This is a genomic window from Colwellia psychrerythraea (genome assembly GCF_000764185.1).
GTDB classification, from domain to species: domain Bacteria; phylum Pseudomonadota; class Gammaproteobacteria; order Enterobacterales; family Alteromonadaceae; genus Colwellia; species Colwellia psychrerythraea_B.
This window is the reverse complement of the sequence record NZ_JQEC01000006.1, coordinates 1-12341: the sequence shown is the minus strand read 5'-3', so window position 1 is coordinate 12341 and position 12341 is coordinate 1. Positions and strand designations below refer to the sequence as shown.

The following is a 12341-nucleotide window of genomic DNA, read 5'->3' as shown; positions in this document are numbered from 1 at the left end:
GTTTTATCTGGAAGTGATTATTGCAGCTAATTACTTGCACGATAAGTAATTAGCTGTAAATGTTTATGTCAAAAAAGGGGGCTATTCTCTTAACTTGTATTTTATCTGTCTACAAAAAAATATAAATTTAATGAAAGTGGTTTTAGAAGTAAATAGCACTCACTTGGAATAATTTTTCTATATCACCAATGTAGCGTTTATTAACCAAAAATAAGATAACGTGGTCTTCTTCGTGTATTAAAGTATTCGAGTGAGCAATAAGCACCTCACTGCCGCGAACAACTGCACCAATAGTGGCACCGGGTGGTAGTTTAATATTCTTGATGGCCCGGCCAACAACTTTAGAGGATTTTTCATCTCCTTTAGCAACAATTTCTATAGCTTCCGCAGCACCACCGCGTAGGCTATAAACATTATCGATTGCGCCACGTCTTACATGAGTTAGTAATGCGGAAATTGTTGCTTGTTGTGGTGATATGGCAATATCAATAGTACTACCATGCACTAAATCTATATAAGCATCGCGTTGAATAAGCACCATGGTTTTACGCACACCTAGTCGCTTAGCCAACAGTGATGACATAATATTAGCTTCGTCATCGTTAGTTACCGCGATAAAAATATCAAATTGGTCAATGTTTTCTTCAGTGAGTAATTCTTGATCTGAAGAGTCACCGGCGAAAACTAGGGTGTCATTTAGCTCGGAGGTTAATTGTTCTGCGCGTTTTGGTGAGCGTTCAATGAGTTTTACTTGATGATCTTTTTCTAGAATACGTGCTAAACCGGCTCCAATATTACCACCACCGGCAATCATAATGCGTTTATAGGCGGCTTCTAGTTTTTGTAATTCATTCATCACCGCACGAATATGAATACTGGCGGCGATAAAAAACACTTCATCATCAGCTTCAATAACTGTGGTGCCAAGCGGGCGAATAGGTTTACCATTACGATAAATCGCCGCTACTCGAGTATCAACATTAGGAATATGATCTCTTAACGTAGACAGCGCATGGCCAACCAATAAACCACCATAGTAGGCTTTTACTGCCACTAGGCTAACTTTTCCATCAGCAAACTCTAGTACTTGCAGTGCGCCTGGATAATCAATCAGCCGGGCAATATCTCGAGTCACTAGTTGTTCAGGGGCAATAATATGGTCAACAGGAATATGTTTTTTATGAAAAAGCTGATCAGAATATTTTAATATATCATTAGAGCGGATACGGGCTATTTTTTTTGGTGTGTTAAATAATGACGAGCATATTTGGCAAGTGATCATATTAGTGGCATCGTCACTAGTAACCGCTATCACCATATCAGCATCTTCAGCGCCAGCACTTTTCAATACATCGGGGTGACAGCCTTGACCAGTAACGACTTGTAAATCCATTTTGTCTTGTAGTTCACGTAGCTTTTCACCATCTATATCTACTACCGAAATATCGTTGTTTTCACCAACAAGGTTCTCAGCTAGGGTTCCGCCAACTTGTCCTGCACCCACTATGATTATTTTCATGTGTTACTTTTCTGCTTCTGTTATTTATATTATTTTATTTTTAACAATTTGGCGTAATAAAAACCGTCCATATTTTCAGCATCAGGTAATAATTGCCAACCGATAGCATTTTCATCAGTATCAGGGTTATTACTGTTAATGGCAATTAATTGTGCGTCTTCATTTTGCTCAATAAAATGAGATATTTGTTGGCTGTTTTCTTCAGGTAAAACACTGCAGGTAGCATAAAGTAAGGTGCCACCTGGTTTGAGTAACGACCAAATGTTGTCAAGAATTTGCTGCTGTAATATCACTAACTTATCAATATCGTCGGCTTTACGTAACCACTTTATATCAGGGTGACGACGAATAACGCCAGTACCTGAACAAGGAGCATCCAGTAAAATGCGATCAAATTGCTCACCAGACCACCAATCTTTACTGGCGGCATCGGCAGCAATCACTTCAGCTGTTAGGCCTAAGCGATCTAAATTTTCATGAACCCGTGTCAGCCGAGCTTCCTCAATATCAATTGCCGTCATTGAGGTAATATCAGGTGTTTGCTCAATGATATGACATGTTTTACCGCCAGGGGCCGCGCAACAATCTAATACCACGTCATTTGGCTGACAGTCTAGTAAGCGGGCGGCTTGCTGTGCTGCTCCATCTTGTACTGAAACCCAACCTTGGTCAAAGCCAGGTAATTTAGCGACATCGAGTGGTTTAACAAGAGCAATGGCTTGGGAGTTTGCTTCAACCTTAGCTATTTCAATTCCTGCTTCAATAAGTAAGGTTTGATATTGCTCACTAGTATGGTGCTGTTGATTGGTGCGTAACCACATCGGCGGCCTTCGTTGGTTAGCATCGAGTATTGCTTGCCATTGCTCAGGATAACCTTGTTGTAATTTTTTAATAAACCAACCTGGATGGTTATATTTTATCGGGTCTGGTAGGTTTTTATTTGTCTTGTTTTCTAGTTTGTTTTCGGCCTCAAGAGTACGAAGAAACCCTCTAAGCACAGCATTAACAAGCCCTTTCATGTGGTTGTTTTTTAATGTTTTGGTAGCCGAAACTGTTTCACTAACTGATGCGTGGTCGGGTATACGCATATACCTAATTTGATAAACCCCCACTAAAAGCAAAAAATGAAATACTCGCTGCTTACCCTTAATTGGTTTTTGCACTAAGTGACGAACATCGTTTTCTAATTCTGGTAGATAACGCAGTACACCATAACAAATTTCTTGTAATAAACCTTTATCTTTACCCATCAACTTGTCTTGTTGTCTAGGTAGTTCGTCACTTAAGCTACGTCCCTGATCTATAACGGCGTAACAACACTTTGCTGCAAGAGCTCTTATATTAATTGTCATTCTTTCTCTTAACCAAGCTTGTTGATAGGGCTGCCAACAGTGAACCATTCGCTGCGACCATTAAGGATATCTTTCACTGCCAATGCTTTTTTACCAGGCAGTTGAATAACCTCTAGGCGTATTGCATCTTTGGTTGTTGCTATTTCTATACCTTGTTTATCTGCTTTTAGTATCGTACCGGGAATTGAGCTGCCTTGATATTCTTGAACCGATGCTTGCCATACGCGTAATCTGTGCTGTTTACCTTCAGACTCAGTGAAGGTGAATTGAGATACAGGCCAAGGGATATAAGCCCTAATCTTTCTGTCTAATTCGTCAGCATTTAGGTGCCAGTCAAGCTCGGCTTCGGCTTTATCTAATTTGTGCGCGTAAGTTGCCAGTTCATTATCTTGAGCAACATTGTGATCCATTGCTTGAAAATTAGGCTCAGCCATTAATGAAAGTGTTTCGACTAATGCAGTAGGGCCTAAATTGGCAAGCTTTTCATAAAGGCTAGCACTAGTGTCAGTATTTTCTATTACGCACTCGGCCGTTAATATCATATCGCCCGTATCAAGGCCTTTATCCATTTGCATTATGGTGACACCTGTTTTCTTATCACCCGCTTCAAGTGAACGTTGAATTGGCGCAGCACCACGCCATTTAGGTAGAATAGATCCGTGCACGTTAATGCAGCCCAAGCGTGGAGAATTTAAAATGACTTCAGGTAATAACAGACCATAAGCAACCACAACCATAATATCAGCATTATATTCAGCCAGTTGTTTTTGCTCAGCCTCATTTTTAAAGTTAATCGGTTGCTCAACAATAATATTGTGTTCTAGAGCAAGCAATTTGGTAGCACAAGCTGTTAGTTTTTTACCACGGCCAGCAGGTTTATCTGGCGGACAATATACTACAATGACGTTATGTTCCGAATTGATTAATGCTGCTAAATGTTGTGCAGCAAAGTCAGGAGTTCCTGCAAAAATTATATTTAATGGAGTAGCCAAGTGGAGTCCTATAGTGGTAAGTGTGTGCTTACTTAGTTGTTACTATTTTGCTAAACGAGCTTCTTTTTCAAGCTTTTTTTGAATGCGTTGACGTTTTAAAGGCGAAAGGTAATCAACAAATAACACCCCATTTAAGTGGTCAAGTTCATGTTGTATACAAATGCTTTGTAAGTCGGTAGCGCTTAAAGTGAACTCTTTACCATGGCGATCAAGTGCTTTTACCGTGCATGCATCATGGCGATCAACTTTGGCATAAGTTCCAGGAACGGATAAACACCCCTCTTCATTGACTGAAGTTTCATTACTGCGAGCAATAATTTCTGGGTTAATAAGTATTAAAGGTTGATCGCTATCTTCAGAGGTATCCATAACAACAATTCGTTGATGGATATCTACTTGGGTAGCGGCAAGTCCAACGCCTTTTTCTTCATACATGGTTGCCAGCATATCGTCTATAATTGTTGCCGTAGCATCAGTAATTTCAGTAACAGGCTGCGCTTTAGTTCTTAAACGCGGATCTGGAAAACGTAAAACAGGTAAAATAGTCATATTTTTTAAAAGAATTAGCGATAATTCATCTAGAATGTTATGTTTTAATTATATACTCAAGTAACTGTAACTGAAACCTGCATTTTTAAGTCACTCAATATAACTAATACTTATAGTGCGTTATAGCAGTAAGCACGAAAAAGGAATGAGCTCTATGCTTAAAAAAATAATACTCTCGCTATCTTTAATGTCTTTACCATTGATTGCCCTTGCCGATCAGATAAAACTTAATGATGACGCACCTAAAACGCATGTAGTAGTCAAAGGTGATACTTTATGGGATATTTCAGCACTTTTTCTTGAACAACCTTGGTTGTGGCCCAAGTTATGGCGTTTAAATCCGGAAGTTAACAATCCTCATTTAATCTACCCTGGTGATGTATTAAGGCTTGTTTTTGATGAAAAGGGTGAGCCGATGTTAGTGGTAGAGCCGGTAAAACCAAGCTATAAATGGTCTCCGAAGATTAGACAAGAGCAGAAAAAAGACTCTTCGATTACTTTATTACCGTTAGAAGTTATCGCTCCATTTGTTAGGTATGACCACTTATTCACTGAAGATGAGCTAGCAGCATTACCCTATATAATTGGTAGTGACGAAGGTTATAGAATGACCATCAATGACTTTAAAGTTTATGTTAATGCCGACTTAGATATTGCTCAAAGTTATGCTATTTATGATAAAGGCGAAGAAATTTTTGATCCTGAAACTGATGACTCTTTAGGTTTTTATGTCAACTTAGTGGGTACCGGGCAGGTAATAAAACGTGGTGACATTGAAAATGACGTGCCATCTACGATGAAAGTCGGCTCAGTTAAAAGAGAAATTCATGCTGGTAACTATGTAGTACCTGTAAATGAAGGGCAATTATTACCCGCTGTTTTTTCTATGAAAGCGGCCAAAGCATCACTTCGTGGTGCTATTGTCAAAGCAACAAGTGATGGACGTGAATTCGCTAAGTTAGAAGTTGTTATGATTAACAGAGGCTTAGAGCACGAAGTAACCGTTGGTGATGTGATGGCGATAAAACGTCCTAGCCCAGCAGTAGTTGCTACTGGCAATGGCCCAGCTTACGTTGCTGAAACATCAAGTTGGAATAAAATTACCGGTGGAGACTATAAAATGCCAGAAGAGAAATTGGGTGAATTAATGGTATTTAAGGTTTATCAAAAAGCAAGCATGGCACTTATTTTACATACTGAAAAACCTGCCAGAATAAGTGATTTGATTACTGCACCCGAATAACCAGCTGTTAAATGCTTTATTTCCCCTCTTAAGTCAGGGGGAAATAAAGCTTAAAACTTGTTCTTAGGGAGAAGGCAAGTAATGATTAATCGTAGTAAAAGTAATGTTGATTATTGGTTAGCTTTAAGACTTGTTCCACGGTTAGCCATCCACAAAAAAAGAGCGCTGGTTGAAACCTTTGGTTTAACCGCGCTTTTTTCGTTTAATAGTCAACCTTCAGTTTTAACCTCTGCCAACGGCCTAAGTGCCAAACAACTTTCCTATTTCTATCGGCCGAACTGGCAGTATATAACTCAAATTATTCATGCAAGTAGTATATGCAATAGTGACATCGTTTGCTTTGACGATATGCGTTACCCGCAATTACTTAAGCAAATTTATGATCCGCCCCTAGTGCTATTTATTCAGGGGAATTCATCATTACTCAATGCTCCTCAGCTAGCCGTAGTAGGGAGTCGTTCCGCCAGTGCGGGAGGCAGAGATACCGCATTTTCATTATGTGAACAGCTTGCCCAACAAAATATTGTCATCACTAGTGGTTTAGCTCTAGGTATCGATGCGGCTGCCCACCGTGGTGCCCTTAATGAAGACACCGGCACTATAGCAGTTGTGGCTACGGGATTAGACCAAGTATATCCCGCTAGACACTTATCGTTGGCACAACAAATAATTGCATCAGGTGGCGCCGTTATTAGTGAATTTTTACCTGGCACACCAGCTAGAGCAGGGCACTTCCCAAAAAGAAACCGACTTATTAGCGGTTTGAGTCTAGGTGTTTTGGTGGTGGAGGCTGAATTAAAAAGTGGCTCTTTGATCACTGCTCGCTGTGCACTTGAGCAAAATAGAGAGGTTTTTGCTATACCAAGCTCTATTAAAAACCAGCAAGCGAAAGGTTGTCATTGGTTAATTAAACAAGGCGCTAAACTAGTTGAGCAATGTGCCGATATAATAGAGGAGTTCGCTTTTGCTGAGCAACCTAGTCTACACTTAAATAGTAAAGAACAATTGTTAATGCCCGTGGTTCAAGATACTAATAGAGGAGTCGATGAAAAAAATCAAAAAGGCTTGTGTAACGATGCATTGTTGGCTAGTGTGGGATTTGAGATTACTCCCGTAGATAAAGTTGTTTTACGAAGTGAACTTCCCGTAGAGGAAGTGTTAACTCGATTAACAATGCTTGAGCTAAGTGGTCTGGTAACTGCGGTACCTGGTGGCTACATTAGAACGCAATAAAGTATATAAGGGGCTAATTATGTTCGATATCTTAATGTATCTTTTTGAAACGTATATCCAAAATGACGCTGAAGCCATGGTGGATCATGAGCTGTTAACAGACGAATTAACACGAGCAGGATTCCATCAAGATGAAATATATAAAGCATTAAATTGGTTAGAAAAACTTGCCGCCTTACAAGATACAGACACTTATCCTTATCTAACTAGAGTCGGTAGTAAGTCGGTACGTATCTACACTAGAGAAGAAATGCAATTACTTGATACGCCAAGTCGTGGTTTTATATTATTTCTAGAACAAGTAAATGTGCTTGATTTTACTACGCGTGAAATGGTGATTGATAGAGTAATGGAGCTTGATACTAAGTACTTCTCTATGGATGACCTTAAGTGGGTTATTTTAATGGTGTTGTTTAATGTTCCAGGTAAAGAGTCTGCTTACTCACAATTAGAAGACTTAATATTTGAAGAACAAGAAGGTCCATTGCATTAAGTTAGCTTTAATTAAATCAATTGACTTATGATTACACTTAATCACAAGTCAATTGCCAGCTAGCATATTTTTAAAATAAGGACTGTGGCATAATAGCGACATTATTTTATGAAAAATACTTGTAGTTATTTAGTATATGTCTGAATCAGATAAGCCATTATTCTCTCATCATGAACATGCATTAGAAAAAGCTTATCAAACATGCCCTGAATGTGGCTCTGAACTTGCCATCAAACACGGGAAATCAGGCCCTTTCTTGGGCTGTGAAAACTATCCTAATTGTCAATACACACGAGCTGTTGTAGAACATGAACGGGTTGATGATACTGTACTTCCTGGCACTGAGTGCTCCTTATGTGGACATAATTTAGCCGTTAAACAAGGTCGTTATGGCATGTTTATTGGCTGTACAAATTACCCCGATTGTCACCATATTGAAGAAAGTCAAAGGCAAGAGAGTACTGATATAGCTTGTCCTTCGTGTCAGAGTAAAGACCAGCAAGGTCAATTAAAAGAGAAGTCCAATCGTTTTGGAAAAACTTTTTATTCGTGTGATCAATATCCAAAATGTAAATACGTATTAAATAATGAACCTGTGGCACAAGTTTGCCCTCAGTGTAAATGGCCAGTACTTATCAAACGTTCTATGGCTAACGGTGACATATTAAGCTGCCCACAAAAAAAATGCAGTTATAAAAGTAAACCTCTATAATTTGACCATCAGTAAGACTTTGCAGAGTAGTAACTTAATTATAAATAATTTGAAAACCTAAACTTTAAACTTAACCTTTAATAAATGAGAAATAATATGACATCAACTTTTGTTGCCATTTTAATGGGATCTGATTCAGATCTACCTGTAATGCAAGCTACTATCAATATCCTAAAGACATTTGGTATTGAGCATGAAGTACGTGTTCGTTCAGCTCACAGAACTCCAGATGCAGCTAAAGCTTATGTAAAAGATGCAGAAGAGCGTGGTTGTAAAGTATTTATTTGTGCTGCTGGTCTAGCTGCACATTTGGCTGGCGCCGTTGCAGGTATGACAACACGTCCAGTAATTGGTGTTCCAGTAGACAATGGTCCATTACAAGGTCATGATGCTTTATTATCAACAGTTATGATGCCAGGTGGAATTCCTGTTGCTACCGTTGCTATCGGTAAAGCCGGAGCTAAAAACGCTGGTTATTTAGCTGCGCAAATCTTAGGTGTTGCTGATCAGTCTATTGCTGATAAAGTGAAAGCTGAGCGTGTTGCCAATGCTAAAGCGTTATTGGCAAAAGATGAAGCTATGCAAGCAAAATTGAGCTAGTTAATTTGTCGGGTATAACACAGAAATCTATGATTGAAGCTGCGGCACAAACTTTTGCACAGGGTGGTATAATTGCTTATCCTACAGAAGCCGTTTTTGGTTTGGGCTGTGATCCTGACAATACCTCAGCAATTGAAAGATTGCTGAGTCTTAAACAACGTTCACCTGATAAAGGTTTTATCCTTTTAGCGAGCAATTATAGTCAATTGCAACCGTACATCGATGAGGCAGCCATATCTGAACAGCAAAAGGTGCAAATATTATCTCGTTGGCCAGGTGCTATAACTCAAGTTTTACCGATAAATAATAATATTTCCCCACTATTATCTGGAGTGTACAAAACCATAGCGGTTAGAATCACCCAGCACCCTGATGTTATTGCCTTATGTAGAAAAACAGGCAAAGCTATTATTTCTACCAGTGCCAACCTCTCAGGCCAGTCAGCAGCAACTACATGGCAAAATGTAGTGATGCAATTTCCAACACAGTTAGATTATCTAATAAAGACTAATACATTAGGTAACAACAGTCCTTCTACCATTATTGATGGTATTACTAGCAAAATATTAAGACCCTAATAACACAACAGAAAAATTAATTTACACTATTATAGTAAAATAGTTGTGATTTTTGTCACTAAGTTGCTGTATTCAATTTGTATTTATTTTAACACCCCAAAAAATTGATCTATATCAAATTATGAAGTTAAAGTAATTACTCAGCTGTAAAGCTTGCGCTAAATCAAATTTTGTTGCTGAAGCAAGGTTATCATATTCATAATTATTTTAAGGATATGGACTCATGAAAAAAACTCTATTAGCACTCGCATTATTATCAACTCTTCCTACAGTAGTATTAGCCAATCAAGCCGGTGATATACTCGTTCGTGGTGGTTTAACTATGGTTGCACCTGATACGGGTAAAACACCAATTCTCTTAGGAGGGGATGATTCAACAATGACTCTTACTGTTGATGATAAAACGCAGTTAGGTTTAAACCTGGTGTATTTCTTTGATAGTAACTGGGCGGTAGAGCTACTTGCCGCAACTCCATTTACTCATGATGTAACAATCCAAGATCCAAATGGTGTTTTAGGTGTAGATGGTGCAAAGTTAGCTGAAGTAAGCCACTTACCACCAACACTAAGTGCGTTGTATTATTTCGATACTGGAACTTCGCTTAAATCTTATGTAGGTATTGGCTTAAATTACACAATATTTTTTGATGAGGAGTTCGAGTCAGCTCCAGCAAGTTTAGGTTTAAGTCATTTAGAGTTAGATGGCTCTTTTGGTTACTCTGTTCAAGTTGGTGCAGACTACCATATTAATGATAAATGGCATGTAAATGCATCAGTTCGCTACATTGATATCAATTCAGATGCCACTTTTGATGTTGGTGGTGAAAGTATTGGTAAAGCAAGTATTGATGTTGACCCTATGGTTTACTCCATTATGCTTGGCTATAGATTCTAATATATAGTTGTAGTAATTTGAAATAAGAAACAGTAACTTATTCTAAAGAGTTACTGTTTTTTTGTTTTCATTAAATGTAGCTTCAGTTAGGCTGTCTTTATATCTTAGCTTTTTATAACCCACTATGACAAAAATTACCCCGGATCAATATCGCGTATTTGGCAATCCAATTGAACACTCTCGCTCGCCAGATATCCATCATATATTTGCTAGCAAAAGCCAGCAAATAATCAACTATCAAAAGCAATTAGTTGCTATTGATGGTTTCTCTGCTGCGGTTACCGACTTTATTCATCAAGGTGGGAAAGGTGCTAATGTAACAGTACCTTTTAAAGAGCAAGCGTTGGCATTGGCCGATGAACTCACTGAACGAGCGTCGTTAGCGGGTGCAGTTAATACACTTACCTTTGAAGAGGGAAAAATATTTGGTGATAATACTGACGGTGAAGGGTTAGTCCAAGACTTATTAATGCACGGTGTTATTTTAAAGCAAAGTAAAATTCTGATATTAGGTGCAGGTGGGGCTGTCAGGGGCGTGCTGCTTCCTATGCTGGCGCAAAACCCTAATGTGATTACTATTGCTAATAGAACGGTAAGCAAGGCAAAGGCTCTTTGTCGACATTTTGATGATGAACGACTTAGTGCTTGTAGTTTTGATGAGACAATAGGACAGAAATTTGACCTAATCATTAATGCTACATCGGCGAGTTTATCTGGTGATTTACCTTCAATCCCTGCATCGATAATAACGAATGAAATTATCTGCTATGACATGGTTTATGGTAAAAATGAAACTGCTTTTATTCAATGGGCTAAAGCCCAAGGAGCAAAACAAGTTATCGATGGTTTAGGAATGTTGGTTGGTCAAGCCGCTGTTAGTTTTGCAATTTGGCGCGGCATTACACCGAATGTAAAACCTGTTATTGAAAAATTACGAGCTACTTTAAATAAAACGTAGGAGTATGTATGAATCAAGCTATTATGTTTAATGATGATTTATCATTTGATGTTGAGCAAGACGCTTGGAGTTTTACCGCGTTATTATCGGGTCAAGCGATCACCGTGTACTTTCATTCATTGCAGTTGAAAAGACTGGGTGAAATTGATACCTGTACAAAATTTGATTTAGAAGAAATAGTTGAACTCTGGCTCGAAAAAAATGAACCAGAGGGAAATACTATCCACATACAAATGCGCTAACTATTTTGTTTGGTAATTGATCATTCACTAAGATAATCATTTTTTAGTTCGACATAGTTTATGGCTGACTGTTTAAGGAAGGCCGCTTCACTCTCCTTTAAAGGCCTAACTTGTTTTACTGGGTTACCAACATATAAATAACCGCTAACCAACACTTTATTTGGTGGCACTAGACTACCTGCGCCAATAAAGACATCATCTTCGACCATAACACCGTCCATAATTATAGCGCCCATGCCTACTAGGATCCGGTTGCCAAGCTGACAACCGTGCAGCATACACATATGACCAATAGTTACATCGTCGCCAATTATTAGTGGATTTCCGTTTGGATTATTGGGACTTTTTCTCGTGACATGTAACACAGTACCATCTTGTATATTCGTACGGGCGCCAATGGTAATTGTGTTTACATCACCTCTGGCTGCGACTAACGGCCAGATGCTGACATCAGCAGCTAAAGTTATATCTCCAACCAAAACGGCAGAAATATCGATATAGTTATCTAAACCAAGTGAGGGCAGGGTTCCTTTATATGGGCGTATGTTAGTTATACTCATGTGGCACCTATTGCAAAGCTGCAATTTAAATTAATAGCAAGAGCTAGAGAAATTAACACAAACAGTCAATAAAACCAGTATTAGAACAGCTTAGTACTCAATAAAGTTATAAGGTTAAATTAAATATTTGAAGTGAATAAAAATAAAACAAGCTAAGTAATGAACGTTTCGAAGCAAACCTATACAAGGGCTGTGTTAAAGTTAAACAAATAAGGGATTAATGCGATTTTAGCTAGAAAAGGGTTGATATAATTATAAAACTCTCTACAATGCGCTCCAGTTCCAAGGGGTTCAGGTGAAAACCTTAGCCAAGTGGATGTTTTGATAAGTTATCTACTTGCTTTTAAGCTAAACCAGTTAACTTAACGTCTCGTTTTAAGGTGTTTTAAAATACTTTACTTTAAATAGAAAAAAA

The 12341-nt window shown here is 38.5% G+C and carries 14 protein-coding genes; 9 read left to right on the top strand and 5 right to left on the bottom strand.

The genetic code is table 11. From position 1 onward, the window contains the following. Window positions 1–142 precede the first annotated feature (142 nt). The 4 genes from trkA to def are packed head-to-tail and all read right to left on the bottom strand — an operon-like array spanning window position 143 to window position 4412. Window positions 143–1519, bottom strand: a complete 1377-nt coding sequence (trkA, locus tag GAB14E_RS18760) for a Trk system potassium transporter TrkA (protein WP_033080919.1) — start codon at window positions 1517–1519, stop codon at window positions 143–145. Window positions 1520–1548: 29 nt separating this feature from the next. Then, the gene (rsmB, locus tag GAB14E_RS18765; RefSeq protein ID WP_033080918.1) at window positions 1549–2871 is read right to left on the bottom strand and encodes a 16S rRNA (cytosine(967)-C(5))-methyltransferase RsmB; all 1323 of its coding nucleotides are present in this window, start codon (window positions 2869–2871) and stop codon (window positions 1549–1551) included. 8 nt (window positions 2872–2879) lie between these two features. Beyond that, the gene (fmt, locus tag GAB14E_RS18770) at window positions 2880–3863 is read right to left on the bottom strand and encodes a methionyl-tRNA formyltransferase (RefSeq protein ID WP_033080917.1); all 984 of its coding nucleotides are present in this window, start codon (window positions 3861–3863) and stop codon (window positions 2880–2882) included. Between the two features lie 42 nt (window positions 3864–3905). Continuing rightward, window positions 3906–4412 carry a peptide deformylase gene (gene def, locus GAB14E_RS18775; protein WP_033080916.1) on the bottom strand — a complete coding sequence of 169 codons (507 nt, stop codon included), beginning with the start codon at window positions 4410–4412 and terminating at the stop codon, window positions 3906–3908. Between the two features lie 154 nt (window positions 4413–4566). On the opposite strand from def, the gene GAB14E_RS18780 reads away from it, so the two are divergent. The 9 genes from GAB14E_RS18780 (at window position 4567) to GAB14E_RS18820 (ending at window position 11366) form a co-directional block, all read left to right on the top strand. After that, on the top strand, window positions 4567–5655 hold the full coding sequence (locus tag GAB14E_RS18780) for a LysM peptidoglycan-binding domain-containing protein (RefSeq protein WP_033080915.1): 1089 nt from the start codon (window positions 4567–4569) through the stop codon (window positions 5653–5655). 81 nt (window positions 5656–5736) lie between these two features. Then, entirely contained in the window at window positions 5737–6888 is a 1152-nt protein-coding gene (gene dprA / locus GAB14E_RS18785) for a DNA-processing protein DprA (protein WP_033080914.1), read from the top strand. A gap of 19 nt (window positions 6889–6907) precedes the next feature. Continuing rightward, entirely contained in the window at window positions 6908–7381 is a 474-nt protein-coding gene (locus tag GAB14E_RS18790) for a DUF494 family protein (RefSeq protein ID WP_033080913.1), read from the top strand. 136 nt (window positions 7382–7517) lie between these two features. After that, the gene (locus tag GAB14E_RS18795; RefSeq protein ID WP_033080912.1) at window positions 7518–8093 is read left to right on the top strand and encodes a DNA topoisomerase family protein; all 576 of its coding nucleotides are present in this window, start codon (window positions 7518–7520) and stop codon (window positions 8091–8093) included. 96 nt (window positions 8094–8189) lie between these two features. Next, the gene (gene purE, locus GAB14E_RS18800; protein ID WP_033080911.1) at window positions 8190–8693 is read left to right on the top strand and encodes a 5-(carboxyamino)imidazole ribonucleotide mutase; all 504 of its coding nucleotides are present in this window, start codon (window positions 8190–8192) and stop codon (window positions 8691–8693) included. A gap of 5 nt (window positions 8694–8698) precedes the next feature. Continuing rightward, entirely contained in the window at window positions 8699–9271 is a 573-nt protein-coding gene (tsaC, locus tag GAB14E_RS18805) for an L-threonylcarbamoyladenylate synthase type 1 TsaC (RefSeq protein ID WP_231561975.1), read from the top strand. Between the two features lie 223 nt (window positions 9272–9494). Then, window positions 9495–10166 carry an OmpW/AlkL family protein gene (locus GAB14E_RS18810; protein WP_033080909.1) on the top strand — a complete coding sequence of 224 codons (672 nt, stop codon included), beginning with the start codon at window positions 9495–9497 and terminating at the stop codon, window positions 10164–10166. Between the two features lie 124 nt (window positions 10167–10290). Then, on the top strand, window positions 10291–11124 hold the full coding sequence (aroE, locus tag GAB14E_RS18815) for a shikimate dehydrogenase (protein WP_033080908.1): 834 nt from the start codon (window positions 10291–10293) through the stop codon (window positions 11122–11124). 8 nt (window positions 11125–11132) lie between these two features. Beyond that, a complete protein-coding gene (locus GAB14E_RS18820) occupies window positions 11133–11366 on the top strand; it encodes a hypothetical protein (protein WP_033080907.1) in 234 nt (77 codons plus the stop codon). A 20-nt stretch (window positions 11367–11386) separates the two neighbouring features. Here GAB14E_RS18820 and GAB14E_RS18825 read toward each other — a convergent pair whose 3' ends face one another. Next, window positions 11387–11926: a gamma carbonic anhydrase family protein gene (locus GAB14E_RS18825; protein ID WP_033080906.1), complete on the bottom strand. Its 540-nt coding sequence runs from the start codon at window positions 11924–11926 to the stop codon at window positions 11387–11389. Window positions 11927–12341: the final 415 nt, after the last annotated feature.

What these genes read in the sequence shown, in the direction of transcription:
- trkA (WP_033080919.1), bottom strand. Translation starts at nt 1,519, where the DNA reads ATGAAAATAATCATAGTGGGTGCAGGACAAGTTGGCGGAACCCTAGCT.
- rsmB (WP_033080918.1), bottom strand. Translation starts at nt 2,871, where the DNA reads ATGACAATTAATATAAGAGCTCTTGCAGCAAAGTGTTGTTACGCCGTT.
- def (WP_033080916.1), bottom strand. Translation starts at nt 4,412, where the DNA reads ATGACTATTTTACCTGTTTTACGTTTTCCAGATCCGCGTTTAAGAACT.
- GAB14E_RS18780 (WP_033080915.1), top strand. Translation starts at nt 4,567, where the DNA reads ATGCTTAAAAAAATAATACTCTCGCTATCTTTAATGTCTTTACCATTG.
- dprA (WP_033080914.1), top strand. Translation starts at nt 5,737, where the DNA reads ATGATTAATCGTAGTAAAAGTAATGTTGATTATTGGTTAGCTTTAAGA.
- GAB14E_RS18790 (WP_033080913.1), top strand. Translation starts at nt 6,908, where the DNA reads ATGTTCGATATCTTAATGTATCTTTTTGAAACGTATATCCAAAATGAC.
- GAB14E_RS18795 (WP_033080912.1), top strand. Translation starts at nt 7,518, where the DNA reads ATGTCTGAATCAGATAAGCCATTATTCTCTCATCATGAACATGCATTA.
- purE (WP_033080911.1), top strand. Translation starts at nt 8,190, where the DNA reads ATGACATCAACTTTTGTTGCCATTTTAATGGGATCTGATTCAGATCTA.
- GAB14E_RS18810 (WP_033080909.1), top strand. Translation starts at nt 9,495, where the DNA reads ATGAAAAAAACTCTATTAGCACTCGCATTATTATCAACTCTTCCTACA.
- aroE (WP_033080908.1), top strand. Translation starts at nt 10,291, where the DNA reads ATGACAAAAATTACCCCGGATCAATATCGCGTATTTGGCAATCCAATT.
- GAB14E_RS18820 (WP_033080907.1), top strand. Translation starts at nt 11,133, where the DNA reads ATGAATCAAGCTATTATGTTTAATGATGATTTATCATTTGATGTTGAG.
- GAB14E_RS18825 (WP_033080906.1), bottom strand. Translation starts at nt 11,926, where the DNA reads ATGAGTATAACTAACATACGCCCATATAAAGGAACCCTGCCCTCACTT.